The sequence below is a fragment of the Roseomonas sp. E05 genome (genome assembly GCF_030063475.1).
Lineage (GTDB): Bacteria > Pseudomonadota > Alphaproteobacteria > Acetobacterales > Acetobacteraceae > Pseudoroseomonas.
In genome coordinates this window covers 1-14,732 of sequence record NZ_JASIRT010000021.1, presented here as the reverse complement: position 1 = coordinate 14,732, position 14,732 = coordinate 1, and the positions used below count along the sequence as shown (strand labels likewise).

Annotated in this window: 15 protein-coding genes; 9 read left to right on the top strand and 6 right to left on the bottom strand. The window is 70.5% G+C overall.

Annotation, left to right across the window (positions count from 1 at the left end; genetic code table 11):
* Positions 1 to 2 precede the first annotated feature (2 nt).
* A complete protein-coding gene (locus QMO56_RS18155) occupies positions 3 to 1,118 on the top strand; it encodes an ABC transporter ATP-binding protein (protein WP_283528011.1) in 1,116 nt (371 codons plus the stop codon).
* A 34-nt stretch (positions 1,119 to 1,152) separates the two neighbouring features.
* On the top strand, positions 1,153 to 2,142 hold the full coding sequence (locus QMO56_RS18150) for a tripartite tricarboxylate transporter substrate binding protein (RefSeq protein ID WP_283528009.1): 990 nt from the start codon (positions 1,153 to 1,155) through the stop codon (positions 2,140 to 2,142).
* 3 nt (positions 2,143 to 2,145) lie between these two features.
* Here QMO56_RS18150 and QMO56_RS18145 read toward each other — a convergent pair whose 3' ends face one another.
* Positions 2,146 to 3,378, bottom strand: coding sequence for an ABC transporter substrate-binding protein (locus QMO56_RS18145; protein ID WP_283528007.1), 1,233 nt, complete (start codon positions 3,376 to 3,378; stop codon positions 2,146 to 2,148).
* A 195-nt stretch (positions 3,379 to 3,573) separates the two neighbouring features.
* Here QMO56_RS18145 and QMO56_RS18140 point away from each other — a divergent pair, with 195 nt between their 5' ends.
* Genes QMO56_RS18140 through QMO56_RS18130 form a run of 3 tightly spaced genes read left to right on the top strand, consistent with a single transcriptional unit; the run spans position 3,574 to position 6,236 of the window.
* Positions 3,574 to 4,590, top strand: coding sequence for an NAD(P)H-quinone oxidoreductase (locus tag QMO56_RS18140; protein WP_283528005.1), 1,017 nt, complete (start codon positions 3,574 to 3,576; stop codon positions 4,588 to 4,590).
* Positions 4,590 to 5,453 (top strand): DMT family transporter, encoded by an 864-nt coding sequence (locus QMO56_RS18135; protein WP_283528003.1) that lies wholly within the window; start codon positions 4,590 to 4,592, stop codon positions 5,451 to 5,453. The genes QMO56_RS18140 and QMO56_RS18135 overlap by 1 nt, the downstream gene beginning before the upstream one ends.
* A 12-nt stretch (positions 5,454 to 5,465) precedes the next feature.
* On the top strand, positions 5,466 to 6,236 hold the full coding sequence (locus QMO56_RS18130) for an alpha/beta fold hydrolase (RefSeq protein ID WP_283528001.1): 771 nt from the start codon (positions 5,466 to 5,468) through the stop codon (positions 6,234 to 6,236).
* Between the two features lie 20 nt (positions 6,237 to 6,256).
* Here QMO56_RS18130 and QMO56_RS18125 read toward each other — a convergent pair whose 3' ends face one another.
* The 4 genes from QMO56_RS18125 to QMO56_RS18110 form a co-directional block, all read right to left on the bottom strand.
* Positions 6,257 to 6,931, bottom strand: coding sequence for a DNA-3-methyladenine glycosylase (locus QMO56_RS18125; RefSeq protein WP_283527999.1), 675 nt, complete (start codon positions 6,929 to 6,931; stop codon positions 6,257 to 6,259).
* Positions 6,931 to 8,208, bottom strand: a complete 1,278-nt coding sequence (locus tag QMO56_RS18120; RefSeq protein WP_283527997.1) for a TRAP transporter large permease — start codon at positions 8,206 to 8,208, stop codon at positions 6,931 to 6,933. The genes QMO56_RS18125 and QMO56_RS18120 overlap by 1 nt, the downstream gene beginning before the upstream one ends.
* Positions 8,205 to 8,783, bottom strand: a complete 579-nt coding sequence (locus QMO56_RS18115) for a TRAP transporter small permease (protein WP_283528125.1) — start codon at positions 8,781 to 8,783, stop codon at positions 8,205 to 8,207. Before QMO56_RS18115 ends, QMO56_RS18120 begins: the two co-directional genes overlap by 4 nt.
* A 115-nt stretch (positions 8,784 to 8,898) precedes the next feature.
* Positions 8,899 to 9,876 (bottom strand): TRAP transporter substrate-binding protein, encoded by a 978-nt coding sequence (locus QMO56_RS18110; RefSeq protein WP_283527996.1) that lies wholly within the window; start codon positions 9,874 to 9,876, stop codon positions 8,899 to 8,901.
* 141 nt (positions 9,877 to 10,017) lie between these two features.
* On the opposite strand from QMO56_RS18110, the gene QMO56_RS18105 reads away from it, so the two are divergent.
* Positions 10,018 to 11,469 carry an MFS transporter gene (locus QMO56_RS18105; RefSeq protein WP_283527994.1) on the top strand — a complete coding sequence of 484 codons (1,452 nt, stop codon included), beginning with the start codon at positions 10,018 to 10,020 and terminating at the stop codon, positions 11,467 to 11,469.
* 126 nt (positions 11,470 to 11,595) lie between these two features.
* Positions 11,596 to 12,813: an MFS transporter gene (locus QMO56_RS18100; protein ID WP_283528123.1), complete on the top strand. Its 1,218-nt coding sequence runs from the start codon at positions 11,596 to 11,598 to the stop codon at positions 12,811 to 12,813.
* An 86-nt stretch (positions 12,814 to 12,899) separates the two neighbouring features.
* On the opposite strand, the gene QMO56_RS18095 is transcribed toward QMO56_RS18100, so the two are convergent.
* The gene (locus QMO56_RS18095) at positions 12,900 to 13,076 is read right to left on the bottom strand and encodes a hypothetical protein (RefSeq protein ID WP_283527992.1); all 177 of its coding nucleotides are present in this window, start codon (positions 13,074 to 13,076) and stop codon (positions 12,900 to 12,902) included.
* Positions 13,077 to 13,174: 98 nt separating this feature from the next.
* Between QMO56_RS18095 and QMO56_RS18090 the strand changes: the two genes are divergently transcribed.
* Together QMO56_RS18090 and QMO56_RS18085 are read left to right on the top strand one after the other, a co-directional pair.
* Positions 13,175 to 13,567, top strand: a complete 393-nt coding sequence (locus QMO56_RS18090) for a GFA family protein (RefSeq protein WP_283527990.1) — start codon at positions 13,175 to 13,177, stop codon at positions 13,565 to 13,567.
* A gap of 89 nt (positions 13,568 to 13,656) precedes the next feature.
* A protein-coding gene (locus tag QMO56_RS18085) for an IS630 family transposase (protein WP_283527988.1) occupies positions 13,657 to 14,606 on the top strand; the annotation gives its coding sequence in 2 pieces (ribosomal slippage) (positions 13,657 to 13,996 and positions 13,996 to 14,606; 951 coding nt in all).
* Positions 14,607 to 14,732 lie beyond the last annotated feature (126 nt).

The window sequence follows — 14,732 nt, the reverse complement described above, 5'->3', positions numbered from 1 at the left end:
CCATGGCGGCCATCGAACTCGCCGGCGTCAGCAAGACCTACGGCACCAACGCGGCCGTGCGCGAGGTGGACCTCGCGCTGCCGGAGGGCGCCTTCGTCGTCATCCTCGGCCCCTCCGGCTGCGGCAAGTCCACGCTGCTGCGCATGGTCGCCGGACTGGAGGCGATCAGCGCCGGCGAGTTGCGCATCGGCGGGGCGCGGATGAACGAGCGCGAGCCGAAGGACCGCGGCTGCGCCATGGTCTTCCAGAACTACGCGCTCTATCCGCATATGAGCGTGGCGGAGAATATCGGCTATCCACTGAAGGTGGCGGGCGTCTCCCGCACCGAGCGGCAGGCGCGCGTCGCCGAACTGGCCGCTGCGCTGGAACTCACGCCGCTGCTGGCCCGCCGCCCTGGCCAGCTCTCGGGCGGGCAGCGGCAGCGCGTCGCCATCGGCCGCGCCATGGTGCGGCGCCCGAAGGTTTTTCTCTATGACGAGCCGCTCTCCAACCTCGATGCCAAGCTGCGGGTGCAGATGCGCCTGGAGCTGCGGCGTCTGCACGAGCGGCTCGGCGCCACCTCGGTGCTCGTCACGCATGACCAGCAGGAGGCAATGACGTTGGCCGATCACCTGGTGGTGATGAATGCCGGCCGCGTCGAGCAGCAAGGCACGCCGCGCGAGGTCTATGCGCGCCCGGCCAGCCTGTTCGTCGCCGGCTTTCTCGGCGCCCCGGCGATGAACCTTTTGCCCGCCGAGGTGCTGGCCAGCGGCGACACCCTCCGCCTCGCCGACGGCACGCTGCTGCGCCTGCCGGAGGCCGTGGGGCATCGCGGCGCGGTCATGCTCGGCATCCGCCCGGAGCATGTCGAGGCCGGGCGGCTGCCCGCCACGGTGGAAATGGTGGAGGATCTTGGCGCCTCGGTCCTGGTGCATGCCCGGATGCCGGGCGGCGCGGCCCTGACCCTGCACAGCCCCGCCGATGCGGCGCCGGCCCGCGGCGAGGAGATCGGCCTCGACCTGCCGCCGGCCCGGCTGCACCTTTTCGACCCGGCGAGCGGCGTGCGCCTGCCCCTCGGACGCATCCCGGCAAGCCAGCGGGCAGAAGATGGACTTTTCGTCACCTCGGCAAGCCTCTAAAGGGTGCCCCGAACCTCTTCGGGGACCTGACACGATGAGACTGCACCGCCGCGACTTCCTGGCGCTCGGGGCCACCCTGGCGGCACCGGCCGTTCTGCCCGGCGCCGCGCGCGCCCAGGCCAATTGGCCGGACCAGCCGATCCGCCTGGTCGTGCCCTTCTCCGCGGGCGGCCCGACCGACATCCCGGCGCGCCTGATCGCTGATGAGTTGTCCAAGGCGCTGCCTCAGCGCGTCATCGTTGAGAACCGCACCGGCGCGGGCACGGTGGTCGGCGCCGATGCCGTCGCCAAGGCACCGAAGGACGGGCATACCTTCCTCTACACGACCATCGCGCAGGCGGCGATCCGCGCCATCTATCCGAGCCTGCCCTTCGACCCAGTGAAGGACTTCACGCCCGTCGCGCTCACCGGCGTCATCCCGATGCTGCTGATGGTCAACAAGGACGTGCCGGTCAAGAATCTGCAGGAGCTGATCGACCTCTTCAAGAAGAACCCGGGCGAGTACGACTATGCCAGCACCGGCAGCGGCGCGGCGCTGCACCTGGCCACCGAGCTGTTCCTGAAGCAGGCGGGTGGGCTGAAGGTCAACCACGTGCCCTATCGCGGCTCGGCCGCCGCCATGCCGGACCTGCTGAACGGCACCGTGACGATGATGCTGGACGTCGCCAACAGCGCGCTGCCCTTCGTGCAGAAGGGCGAGGTGAAGGGGCTGGCGATCTCTTCCGACAAGCGCCTGCCGCAGGTGCCGGAGATCCCGACCTTCAGCGAAGCCGGCGTGCCAGGCTACGAGGCTTATACCTGGCACATGGTGCTGGCGCCGGCGGGCACGCCGGACGCGATCGTCCAGCGCATGAACCAGGAGATCAACAAGGTCATGGCCAAGGATGAGGTTCAGAAGAAGCTGGCCGACCTGACCATGACGCCGCGCAGCGACAGCACGCCGGCCAGCACGAGGAAGTGGCTGGCCGACGAGATCGCCAAGTGGGAGCCGATCATCAAGGAAGCCGGCATCAAGGTGGACTGAGGCTCAGCCGATCTGCGGCCGCGGCACGCCCGCCGCGGCCGGCTCGGGAAAGACCGGCACCAGCCGCCCGCCCTGCCACTGCGCGAGCACCGGGCGGGCGCGCAGATTCTGTCCGCTCTCGTCGAAGCCGGCGGCCCAGCCCAGCGGCGCCTCCCGCTCCTCGAAGGTGGTGGCCAGCACGGCGGCGCGAACGCGTTCCTTGTCCGGCGAGCCGGCACGGTGCAGCGCCTCCAGGAAGAGGCGGGCACCCGCATGGTTCGCCAGACTGTGGCCGGAGCGGGGATCGTGCCCGTACTTGCCGCGATAGACCTCGGCGAGCTGCCGCGCCTCCTCGCCGGCGCGGCCGGCGGCCAGGTAGGGCGGGAAGCCCACCGTCATCACGCCCTCCACCTGCGGGCCGAGTGCCTGCGCCAGGTCGGCGAGGCTGTAGCCGGCGCCGGCCCCCAGCACCATGCGCGGCCGCCAGCCGATCTCCTTCATCGCGCGGAACAGCAGCAGGATCTCCGCCTGCTGTCCGGTATGCAGCACGAGCTGCGTCTCCGCCGCGCGCAGGCGCTGGGCAAGCGCCGGGATCTCCTGCCCGCCCGCGGCATAGCCGAAGCGGCCGAGCAGCCGCGCCGTACCCTGCAGCCCCACCTCCTGCGCCGTTGCGACGCTCTGCCCGTAGAGCGTGTCCTCATGCAGGATGGCGACCTGCATCGCGGCGGGCGGCATCTGCCACAGCGCCGGCAGCAGCCAGCGCGCGGCGCGCAGCGTCAGCGCCGCATAATCAGAGCCGCGCGGGCAGCTGCGGAAGAGATAGCGGAAGCCGCGCACGGTGATCGTATCGGCGATGGCGCCCAGCTCGAAATAGGGCACGCCCTCCAGCTCCGCGACCTGCGTCGCGGCGAAGGACACGGCCGAGGCGCAGCTGCCGAACAGAGCCGCCACACGCTCCGGCCCCGCCAGCAGGCGGCGCGCCGCCTCGCCGGCCTGCGCGGCATCGGAGGCTTCCGCCTTCACCAGCCGCAGCGGCCGCCCGAATACGCCGCCGGCGGCGTTGCGCGCCTCGACCGCCATTTCCAGGCCCCGGAAGCTCTCGTCCCCATGCAGGGCCAGCGGGCCGGCGAAGGGAAAGATGGCGCCGATCCGCAGTTCCGGCGCCGCTCCGGCGGCGCGCCCCTGGGCCGCCGCCTGCCGTGCCGCGAGCGCAAGAGCGGCCTGGCCGAGCAGGGTTCGGCGGCGGATGCGGACCATTGCGGACTCCGGCAGGCGGAAAGGCAGAGGGGGGCCAAATGGTCTACCCAAGCGATGCGGCGCGCAACTGCACTCGTGCGGGAACGTGACAATTTCCGCGTGGTGAGCCTGCCACTTTCGCCACGCCTTGACGCCGGGCGGTACGCCGCCGACCTTGCGGCGCCCTGCGCGCCCCCTGCCAGGAAGGAGGAAGCCATGACTGAACTGCCGAGCACGATGACCTACATCGACCATGGTGCGGGTGGCGGGCCGGAGGTGCTCGTTCCCGCCACCGGTCCGCTGCCCTCGCCGAAGCCGGACGAAGTGCTGATCCGTGTGCTCGCCGCCGGCGTGAACCGGCCGGATGTGCAGCAGCGTATGGGCCTCTATCCGCCGCCGCCCGGCGCCAGCCCGATCGCCGGCCTGGAGGTGGCGGGCGAGGTGGTCGCGACCGGCGCCGAGGTGCGCCGCTACAAGGCCGGCGACCGCGTCTGCGCGCTGGCCAATGGCGGTGGCTATGCCGAGTACTGCACGGCGCCGGAAGCGCAGACGCTGCCCTGGCCAGCCGGCTTCGACGCCGTGCGCGCCGCCGCCCTGCCGGAGACCTATTTCACCGTCTGGGCCAACCTGTTCGGCCATGGCCGCCTGAAGGCCGGTGAGACGGTGCTGATCCATGGCGGCACCTCGGGCATCGGCGTCACCGCCATCCAGCTCGCCAAGGCCTTCGGCGCGAAGGTCCTGGCCACCGCGGGCAGCGCCGAGAAATGCAAGGCCTGCCGCAAGCTCGGCGCCGACGTGGCGATCAACTACCGGGACGAGGATTTCGTCGAGGCGGTGAAGCAGCACACCGGCGGCAACGGCGTCGACGTGCTGCTCGACATGGTCGGCGCCGCCTATTTCCAGCGCAACCTCCGCTGCATGGCGAAGGACGGCCGGCTGGTGATCATCGCCTTCCTGCAGGGGCATGAGGCGGAGAAGGTGGACCTGCGGCCGATCATGCTGAAGCGCCTGACCGTCACCGGCAGCACCATGCGGCCGCGCACCACGGCCGAGAAGGGAGCGCTCGCCGCCGAACTGGAGGCGAAGGTCTGGCCGCTGCTCGCGCGCGGCGAGTGCGGCCCGGTGATCCACGCCACCTTCCCGCTGCGTGAAGCGGCGGCCGCGCACCGGCTGATGGAGAGCAGCACGCATATCGGCAAGATCATGCTGACCGTCGCCGAACCGGCGGCCTGATGCTGCGCCTGGCCGACCTGCGCCTGCTGCTAATCGCCGTCACGCTGTTCGGCGGCGCCTGGCCGATCACCAAGGCGGCGCTGCCCTATGCCACGCCGCTATGGTTCGCCGTCTCGCGCACGCTGCTCGGCGCGCTGATCGCGGCCGGCGTGCTGGTCATCACGGGCCGGCTCGCCTGGCCGGCGCGGCAGGACTGGCCGGCGTTGCTCGGCGTTGGCCTGCTGCAGCTCGGCGGCTTCTTCGCGCTGACGCATCTGGCGGTGGCGCTGGTGCCCGCCGGGCGCACCGCGGTGCTGGCCAATGTCACCATCTACTGGCTGGTGCCGATGTCGGTGCTGCTGCTGCGCGAGCGGGTCTCGGCCATGCGCTGGCTGGCGGCGGCGCTGGGGCTGGGGGGAGTGGCGGCGCTCGCCGGCCCCTGGGCGGTGGACTGGAGCGAGCCGGGCGCCCTGCTCGGCCATGCCATGCTGCTGCTGGCGGCGCTGCTCTGGTCCTGCGCCATCATCATCACGCGCCGCTTCCCGCCGAGCCGCACCATGCTCGACGTCCTGCCCTGGTGCTTCCTGCTCGGCGGCGTTGTGCTGGTGCCGATGGCCCTGCTCCTGGAGCCGAATGGGGGGATCGGGCGCGACGCCTGGCCACATATGCTGGTGATCGGCTGCATTGTCGCGCCGCTCGGCACCTGGGCGGTGATCGAGGCGGGGCGGCGCCTGCCGGGCGCCGTCTCCTCCGTCGGTTTCCTGCTGGCGCCGGCGATCGGCCTCGTCGTCTCGACCCTCTGGCTGGGGGAGCCGCTGGGCTGGGACGTGCTGGTCGGCGGCGCACTGATCGTCGCGAGCGTGCTGGTGGCGACGCGCGGATAAGGGAGAGGCACGATGCGGCTGAAGGCGACCGAGGCAGGGCAGGGGGCGGGGCCGCCGCTGGTGCTGCTGCACGGCCTGTTCGGGCAGGCGCAGAACTTCGCCACGGTGCAGAAGGCGCTGGCCGCCACGCGGCGGGTCATCGCGCTGGACCTGCGCAACCACGGGCAGTCGCCGCATGATCCGGCGATGGACTATGCCGCCATGGCCGGGGACGTCGCCGAGACCCTGGCGGCGCTCGGGGCCGCGCCCGCCATGGTGCTGGGCCATTCCATGGGCGGCAAGGTGGCCATGGCCCTGGCGCTCTCCCGGCCCGGGCTGGTGGAGCGGCTGGTCGTGGCCGACATCGCCCCCGTGGACTATCCGCCCGCCTTCCGCCCCTATGCCGAGGCGATGCTGGCCATGCCGCTGCCGCCCGGCCTGACGCGGCGCGAGGCGGATGCGGCGCTGGCCGGCGCGGTGCCTTCGGCCGCCGTGCGGGGCTTCCTGTTGCAGAACCTGCAGCTCGACAGCGATCCGCCGGCCTGGCGCATGGGCCTGCGCGAGATCGCCGCCGCCCTGCCGGCTATCGAGGCGGCGCCACCGCTGCCTGGCGGCGCGCAGTACGAGGGACCGACCCTGGTGCTGGCCGGCGAGCAGTCCGACTATATCCGCGCCGAGCACCGGCCGCTGTTCCGCCGGCTCTTCCCGGCGGCGCGCTTCGCCACGGTGAAGGGGGCGGGGCATTGGCTCCATGCGGAGAAGCCGGAAGGCTTCCTGGCGGCGGTGGCGGCCTTTCTTGGCTGAGCGGGGGAGGCCTTGCCTCCCTAGAGGGCCACGGGAGCCTTGAAGCGGCCTTCCTTGGCCAGATCCGCCGCCCGCCAGAGATACCAGGCCGCCGCCGAGCGGTAGGGCGCCCAGGCCAGGCCGATTTCGGCCAGTTCCTTCGGCTTCGGCTGCGTGTCGCGGCCGGCGGCGAGCCGATAGCCCTCGCGCACGCCGAAATCGTCCACCGGGAGCACGTCGGGCCGGCCGAGGGTGAAGATCAGCAGCATCTCCACTGTCCAGCGGCCGACGCCACGCAGCGCCACCAGCCGCTGGACCAGTTCCTCGTCCGGCAGTCGGGCAGCGGCACGCCGCGTCGGCACCAGCCCGCCGGCCGACTTGTGCGCGATGTCGCGGATCGCCGCGCATTTCGCGCCCGAGAAGCCACAGCCGCGCAGCGCCTCCTCCGGCAGGGCCAGGATGCCGGTGGCGGGCGGAAAGTCATGGTCGGGAAACAGCGCCAGCAGACGGCCGAGCATCGCCTCGGCCGCGCGGCCATGCACCTGCTGGTGGGCGATGGCGCGCACCAGCGCCTCATAGGGCTCGCGCTGCAAGGGCTTCAGCGTCATGGCGCCGACCTGGCGGATCACCGGGCCGAGCACCGGGTCGGCGGCCAAGTAGGTCCGCGCCGCGCGGGGGGAAAGGCCCCGCACGACGGGGCGGGAGGGCGCCAGCATCAACGGAAGACGAGCGCCGGCAGGGCGAGCGTCAGGCCGGGGACATAGGTGATGAGCATGAGGCAGACGAGCACCACGGCGATGAAGACGGCAAGGTAGCGCATCATCGCCTCGATGCCGCAACCCGCCACCTGCGCTGCGGCGAAGAGGTTCACGCCGAAGGGCGGCGTGATCATGCCGAGGGCCAGGTTCACCACCATGATGGTGCCGAAATGCACGCCGTCGATGCCGACGCGTTGCGCCGCATCGGCCAGGATCGGCGCCAGCACGATGATGCTGGCGCTGGTCTCGACGAACATGCCGACGACGAACAGGAAGATGTTCACCCCGAGCAGGAACATCACCGGCCCCTGGAAGGTCTGCACCATCCAGGCCGCCGCCGCGTCCGGCACGCCCTGGCGGTTCAGCAGGTAGGAGAACAGAGCCGCGCAGGCGATGATGAACATGATGACGGAGGACGAGACCACCGACTTGCGGAAGATCGGGTAGAGATCCCGCATGCCCAGTTCCCGGTGCAGCAGCATGCCGACGATGATGGCGTAGAACACCGCGATGACGCTGGCCTCGGTCGGCGTCGTGACGCCGCCATAGATGCCGCCCAGCACGATCACCGGCATCAGCAGGGCGAAGCTCGCCTGTTTCAGTGCGGCAAGGAAGGGCAGCCGCCCGTCGCCGTCCCGCTTGCCCCAGCCCTTGATGCGGCACCAGACCAGCACCGTCGCCACCAGCGCGCCGGCCACCAGCGCGCCGGGCACGAAGCCGGCGATGAACAGCTCGGGGATCGAGACCTGCGTGGTCACGCCGTAGAGGATCATCGGGATGGAGGGCGGGATGATCACGCCCAGCTCGGCCGAGGTGGCCTGCAGCGCCGCCGCGAAGCCGACGGGATAGCCATGCTTCACCAGCGCCGGGATCATGATGGTGCCGATGGCGAAGGTGGTGGCCACCGAGGAGCCGCTGATCGCGGCGAAGATCATGCAGGTGACGATGCAGGTGGCGGGCAGCCCGCCCTGCACCCCGCCGACGATCGACTTGGCGAACTCCACCAGCCGGCGCGAGATGCCGCCCACATCCATCAGGTTGCCGGCCAGGATGAAGAAGGGAATGGCGGCCAGCGGGAACTTGTCGAGCGCGACGAAGATCTGCTGCGCCGCGACGATCATCGGGAAGCGCGTCCAGCCCTCGATGCCGACGATGGCGGCGAGGCCGATGGCCACGGCGACCGGGATGGCGGCGGCGAAGCCCGCCAGCATCACCAGGAGCATCGCGCCGGTCATACCGCCGCCTCCAGCTCCGCCGAGCGGCGGTCGAGGAAATGGGCGAAGGCGCCCAGCATGGCGAAGAGCGCGCCGATCGGGATGGCGGCATAGCCCCAGGACATCGAAACCTCCAGCCCCGCCATCTCCTGAAACTTGACGCGCTGGGCCATGCCCCAGCCGAACCAGAACAGCACGCCCATCAGGGAGAGGCTGGTGGCCAGGGATGCGGCCTCCAGCGCCCGCTGGAAGCTGCCGGTGCTGTAGCGGTGCGCCACGTCGATCGAGACCAGCGCGCCCATCCGCAGCGCCACGGCGAGGCCGAGCAGCGCCATCCAGATCAGCGCCGTGCGCACCAGCGCCTCGCTCCACACCGCCGGCGTCTCGGTGGCGAAGCGCGAGAACACCTGCCAGAGGCCGGCGCAGGCGGCGACGGCGAGCGCAATGCAGGCCACCGCGGCGGCGAGGCCGGTCAGCGCGCGGTCGGCCACCAGAACGGCGCGCCGCAGCGGCTCGGCCCTGGCGGCGATCCAGAGCGCCAGCAGGGTGGCGAGCAGGCTGGCGGCGGCAATGGTCGCCAGAGGGACGAAATTCACGCTCAAGGGCGCCATCCGGCGCCCCCGGTCACGGGGTGGATGCGCAAGGGAGGCTCACTCCTGCGGGGATGGCGTCAAGCATCCCCGGCGCGGCGGCCGCGCCGGGGCAGGCGGGTTACTGCGCCGGCTTCCAGTCGCGCAGGCGGCGCAGGGTGTTGGCGTCCAGCTCCTTCTCGTACTGCGCGAAGGCCGGCGCCAGCGCCTTCTGGAACTCCTCGGTGTTCACCTTGGTGGTGACGTCCATGCCGCGGCGGCGCAGCTCGGCCACGCCGTTCTCCTCGTCGGCCGTCACCTTGGCGCGGTTGGCGTCGCGCGCGGCCTTGGCGGCCTGCATGAACGTCGCCTTCTCGGAGTCCGAGAGCCGGCCCCACAGCGCCGGCGAGCCGATCAGCAGCGCCGGCGAGTACACATGGCCGGTCAGCGTCAGGTACTTCTGCACCTGGTCGATGTTGTTGGCGACGATCACCGGGATCGGGTTCTCCTGGCCGTCCACCGTGCCCTGCTGCAGGGCCGGGATCAGCTCGGAGAAGGCCATCGGCGTCGGCAGCGCGCCCAGGGTGGAGAAGGCGCGCATATGCACCTGGTTCTCCATCGTGCGCACCTTCAGGCCGCGCACGTCGGCGGGCGCCTTCACCTCATGGCGGCTGTTGGTCAGGTGGCGGAAGCCGTTCTCCATCCAGATGACGCCGATCAGGCCCTTGGAGGGGAACTTCGCCAGGATGTCCTGCCCGACTTGCGAATCCAGCGCGCCGCGCGCATGCGCGTAGTCGCGGAACAGGAAGGGCACGTCCACCGCCCGCACTTCCGGCACGAAGTTGCCGACCGGGCCGGTGGAGGTGATGGTGAAGTCCAGCGTGCCGATCTGCACGCTTTCGATCATCTCGCGCTCATTATCGTTGCGCTGGATGGTGACGTGATACTTGCCGTTGGAGAGCTTCTCCAGCGTCTCCTTGAACGCCGTCGCGCCGGCGCCGTAATGGCTGTTGGCCGTCGGCAGCGGGTGCTGGATGGTGATCTCGGTCTGGGCCCGGGCGGCGAGCCCGGGTGCGGCGGCCAGGATGGCGGCCAGCACCGTGCGGCGCAGCATCTTCATGTTCAGTCTTCCCCCCTCGGCGCCGGAAGGGCCGGCGCTCCGTTGTGCTCTTCTTAAGGGAGCGGCCTCGGGCTTTGCAACAAGGGCAACACCTGGGCCAGAGTGGCGTTCACCGGCAGAATGGCAGGGGGGAAGCACGGGATGCGGCAGGGGCAGGACGCGGCGGCGCAGGTCTTCGAGACGGAAGTGCCCGCCCGCATGGACCGGCTGCCCTGGGACCGCTTCCACTGGCTGATCATCGCCGCCCTCGGCATCACCTGGACGCTGGACGGGCTGGAAGTCACGCTGGTCGGCTCGCTGGCCGGCGCCATCCATGAGAGCCCGAGCCTCGGCCTCTCCGAGACCCAGGTCGGTCTCTCCGCCTCCGCCTACCTGATCGGCGCGGTGCTCGGGGCGCTGTTCTTCGGCTGGCTCACCGACCGGGTGGGGCGGCGGAAGATCTTCTTCGTCACCGTCATCGTCTACATGCTCTCCAGCATCGCCACCGGCTTCTCCTGGGATTTCTGGTCCTTCGCGCTGTTCCGCGCACTGACGGGCGCCGGCATCGGCGGCGAGTACGCGGCGGTGAACTCGGCGATCCAGGAGATGATCCCGGCGCGGCGCCGCGGCACGGTGGACCTGGCGGTGAACGGCACCTTCTGGGCCGGCGCCGCCATCGGCGCGCTCTCCGCCCTGGTGGTGCTCGACCCGGCGATCATCGACCCCGAGATCGGCTGGCGCGCCGCCTTCGTCGTCGGCGGTGCACTCGCCTTCGTCATCATGCTGCTGCGGAGCTGGGTGCCGGAGAGCCCGCGCTGGCTGATGACGCATGGCAAGCCCGGCGAGGCGGACCGCGTGGTGACCGCCATCGAGGCGCAGGTGGAATCCCGCCAGGGGCCGCTGCCGCCACTGCAATACGGTCCCGTACGGCTCAGCCGGCGCGGCAAGGCGACGATGCGCGAGGTGCTGCACGTCATGCTGCACCGGCAGCGCCGGCGCACCGTGCTCGGCGTTACGCTGATGGCCTGCCAGGCCTTCTGCTACAACGCCATCTTCTTCACCTACGCGCTGATCCTGACGACCTTCCAGGGCGTGCCGTCACGCGAGGTCGGCTGGTACATCCTGCCCTTCGCGCTCGGCAACCTGCTCGGGCCGCTGCTGCTCGGGCCGTTCTTCGACAGCATCGGCCGGCGCATCATGATCACCGCCACCTATGCCATCTCAGGCCTGCTGATGGCGATCTCCGGCCTCGCATTCCAGCAGGGCTGGCTGAATGCCTGGGAGCAGACGCTCGCCTGGACGGTGATCTTCTTCTTCGCCTCACCGGCCGCCTCCGCCGCCTATCTGACGGTGGGGGAGAGTTTCCCGCTGGAGATGCGCGCCATCGCCATCGCCATTTTCTACGCCTTCGGCACCGGCATCGGCGGCGTCGCCGGCCCGGCGCTGTTCGGCTGGCTCATCGAGGGCGGCGCGCGGATGGACATCACGCTCGGCTTCCTGCTGGCCGCCGCCCTGATGCTGCTCGCGGCCTTCACGGAGTGGAAGCTCGGCTTCGCGGCGGAGGGGCGCTCGCTGGAATCGATCGCTTCGCCGCTATCTGCCCACCAGGACTGAGCGGCGCCCGCACCGCATGCGGGAGCGGCCATGCCGGGAAGCGGCGGCAGCCGTGCCACGCCCGGAGGCGACAGCGGCCGGGCCATGCGCCATGCTGCGGCGCAACGGAACCTGCCGGACCCCGCCATGAACGCCACCGAGGAGCCTCCCTATATCCAGCGCGGCACGGCCGCCTTCCGCCGCACGAATCTCGCCTTCCTCTGTGCCGGATTCGCCACCTTCGCGCTGCTCTACTGCGCGCAGCCCTTGCTGCCGGCCTTCTCGGCCGCCTTCCAGGTCAGCCCGGCGGCGAGCAGCCTGGCGCTGTCCGTCCCCACCGCCGTCATGGCCTTCTGCCTGCTGGTGGCCAGCGCGGTGTCGGAGGCGCTGGGCCGCAAGCCGGTGATGGTGGCCTCCGTGGTCGTCTCCTCGCTGCTGACCGTGGCCGCCGCCTTCGCCCCGGGCTGGGAGAGCTTCCTGCTGCTGCGGGCGCTGTTCGGCGTGGCGCTCAGCGGCCTGCCGGCGGTGGCCATGGCCTTCATCTCGGAGGAGGTGGAGCCGCAGTCGAGCGGCTTCGCCATGGGCCTCTACATCAGCGGCACGGCGCTCGGCGGGCTGAGTGGCCGCATCCTCGCCGGCCTGCTGCTGGACTGGGGCGGGTGGAACTGGGCGATCGGCGGCATCGGCCTGCTCGGCGTGGCGGCGGCGCTGGTCTTCTGGCAAAGCCTGCCAGCCTCGCGGCACTTCCGCCCGCGCCCGCTCTCCTGGGGCGGGATGGCGACGAACTTCGCCATGCACCTGCGGGACGGCGGGCTGCGCTGGCTGTTCCTCGAAGGCTTCCTGTTCATGGGAAGCTTCGTCACCATCTACAACTACATCGGCTTCCGCCTGCTGGCGCCGCCCTTCTCGCTGGCGCACAGCACGGTGGCGATGGTCTTCGCCGTCTATCTGGTGGGTATCGGCAGCTCGACCTTCGTCGGCGGCCTCGCGGACCGCTTCGGCCGGCGCCGGATGCTCTGGGCGACCGTGCTGATCATGCTCTCCGGCCTCGCGCTGACGCTGCCTTCCTCCCTGCCCTTGATCATCCTGGGCATGGCGCTGCTCACCTTCGGCTTCTTCGGCTGCCACTCCCTGGCAAGCTCCTGGGTGGGGCGGCGGGCGCTGACGGCGAAGGCGCAGGCCTCCTCGCTCTACCTCTTCGCCTACTACATGGGAGCCAGCATCGTCGGCGTGCTGGGCGGGCTGGCCTGGGCCTCCGGGCGCTGGGTGGGCGTCGGCGCGCTGGTGGGCGGTTGCCTGCTGCTGGCGCTGCTGGTCGCGGCGCTGTTCCTGGCGCGGCTGCCGCCGGTGGCACGCGAGAACTGAAGAAAAGGTCGGGGGAAGGAATTCCCCCGAACCCCCATCTTCTTTTTGCCAGTCAGGGGGCTGGGGGAAGGGCTGCCCCGGCCTTCCTACTCGTAGCCACCGGTCTTGCGGCGCTCCTCGGCGGCATCCTTCTGGGCCTTCTGGTCCACCGGCTTGCTACCGTCCTGCGGGCGGGGTGTCTCCGGGTTGGGTGGGGTTCCCATCTCCTGATGAACCTTCTCGGTGCCGGTGCGGTCGGCATTGGGGTTCTTGTCCTCGGCCATCCGTGTTCTCCTGTTTCCTGCTTGCCCAGAGGAAACGGGCCGCGCGGCGCCGGGTTCCATGGCAGGCTGATGCCGCCATCCAGGAAGGAACTCGGGACATGCTCACGGGGGGATGCGCCTGCGGCCAGGTGCGCTACGAGGCCGAAGGCGCGCCGTTCAACGCAACCCTCTGCCATTGCGCGGATTGCCGGCGCAGCAGCGGCGCGCCGATGGTGGCCTGGTTCAGCGTACCGACCGCCAGCCTCCGCTTCACCGGCGGAAAGCCGCGGTATTTCGCCTCCAGCCCCGTCGCGCAACGGGGCTTCTGCCCGGATTGCGGCACCAGCCTGACCTATCAGCGGCACGACCTGCCGGACGAGATCGACATCACCACCGCCAGCCTCGACGATCCTGAGCAGGTGCCGCCACAGGACCACACCTGGGCGCGGAGCCGGCTCTCCTGGGTGTGGGTGGCGGATGGCCTGCCGCGGCACGCGACCACGCGCGGCTAGAGCATGATCTGACCTGATTGAATCGGAGAGGGATTCCCGAACGGCTGGAAATCTGATTCACCCTATGGGCCGGGAGGAGGCCGGTTGGGATGAGCAGAGCGCTGTCCTCTGATCTCAGGTCGCGCGTCATTGCGGCCGTGGAGGCGGGATCATCCCGCCGCGCCGCGGCGGCCCGGTTTGGCGTCTCCGTGTCCAGCGCGATCCGCTGGATGCAGGACTGGCACACGAGCGGCCAGGCCAAGGCACGCCGCCAAGGCGGCGACCGCCGGTCGCGGCGGGCCGAAGCCTACAGGGACATCATCCTGGCCGCGGTGGACGCCAAGGTCGACATCACGCTGGTCGAGTTGGCCGAGATGCTCTGGCGGGACCACGGTGTCGCAGTGGCTCCGAGCACCGTCTGGCGCTTGCTGGACCGCCACGACATGACAGTCAAAAAAAGACCGCCCACGCCGCGGAGCAATTGAGGTCGGACGTAGCCGCCAGGCGTAAAGCCTGGTTCGAGGCGCAGCCTGACCTGGATCCCGAACGGCTGGTCTTCATCGACGAGATCAGCGCCTCCACCAAGATGGCACGGCTCTATGGGCGCTCGAAGCGCGGAACCCGCTGCCGGGCACCCGTACCGCACGGCCACTGGAAGACGACCACCTTCACGGGCGCGCTGCGCTTGTCCGGCCTGACCGCGCCGATGGTGCTGGACGGCGCCATGACGAGCGAGTGGTTCACCGCCTATGCACGGCAGGTTCTGGCACGCACCCTACGCCCAGGCGACATCGTCATCCTCGACAACCTGCCTGCCCACAAAGGCGCCGCCGTCCGGGAAGCCATTCAAGCCGCAGGCGCGACACTGCGGTTTCTGCCGCCGTACTCTCCGGACTTCAACCCGATCAAGAATGCCTTCTCCAAGCTCAAGGCACTCCTGCGGAAGGCTGCCACCCGCACCATCGACGCGCTCTGGGATGCCATCCGCGACGCCCTCCCGCAGTTCTCACCACAGGAATGTGCCAGCTATTTCACCGCTGCCGGATATGGACCAGACTGATCAGATTATGCTCTAGGCGGTGGTGACGATTTCCTGATCTGAGGGATTCCGCTGCTGAGCGGGGCGTGATTCAAGGCTGGCTTTTGGAGGCTGGCCTGGATGAGCGCGGACCCGGATGCGTTGCGC

What these genes read in the sequence shown, in the direction of transcription:
- QMO56_RS18155 (WP_283528011.1), top strand. Translation starts at nt 3, where the DNA reads ATGGCGGCCATCGAACTCGCCGGCGTCAGCAAGACCTACGGCACCAAC.
- QMO56_RS18150 (WP_283528009.1), top strand. Translation starts at nt 1,153, where the DNA reads ATGAGACTGCACCGCCGCGACTTCCTGGCGCTCGGGGCCACCCTGGCG.
- QMO56_RS18125 (WP_283527999.1), bottom strand. Translation starts at nt 6,931, where the DNA reads ATGCTGGCGCCCTCCCGCCCCGTCGTGCGGGGCCTTTCCCCCCGCGCG.
- QMO56_RS18130 (WP_283528001.1), top strand. Translation starts at nt 5,466, where the DNA reads ATGCGGCTGAAGGCGACCGAGGCAGGGCAGGGGGCGGGGCCGCCGCTG.
- QMO56_RS18135 (WP_283528003.1), top strand. Translation starts at nt 4,590, where the DNA reads ATGCTGCGCCTGGCCGACCTGCGCCTGCTGCTAATCGCCGTCACGCTG.
- QMO56_RS18105 (WP_283527994.1), top strand. Translation starts at nt 10,018, where the DNA reads ATGCGGCAGGGGCAGGACGCGGCGGCGCAGGTCTTCGAGACGGAAGTG.
- QMO56_RS18120 (WP_283527997.1), bottom strand. Translation starts at nt 8,208, where the DNA reads ATGACCGGCGCGATGCTCCTGGTGATGCTGGCGGGCTTCGCCGCCGCC.
- QMO56_RS18140 (WP_283528005.1), top strand. Translation starts at nt 3,574, where the DNA reads ATGACTGAACTGCCGAGCACGATGACCTACATCGACCATGGTGCGGGT.
- QMO56_RS18095 (WP_283527992.1), bottom strand. Translation starts at nt 13,076, where the DNA reads ATGGCCGAGGACAAGAACCCCAATGCCGACCGCACCGGCACCGAGAAG.
- QMO56_RS18100 (WP_283528123.1), top strand. Translation starts at nt 11,596, where the DNA reads ATGAACGCCACCGAGGAGCCTCCCTATATCCAGCGCGGCACGGCCGCC.
- QMO56_RS18110 (WP_283527996.1), bottom strand. Translation starts at nt 9,876, where the DNA reads ATGAAGATGCTGCGCCGCACGGTGCTGGCCGCCATCCTGGCCGCCGCA.
- QMO56_RS18145 (WP_283528007.1), bottom strand. Translation starts at nt 3,378, where the DNA reads ATGGTCCGCATCCGCCGCCGAACCCTGCTCGGCCAGGCCGCTCTTGCG.
- QMO56_RS18090 (WP_283527990.1), top strand. Translation starts at nt 13,175, where the DNA reads ATGCTCACGGGGGGATGCGCCTGCGGCCAGGTGCGCTACGAGGCCGAA.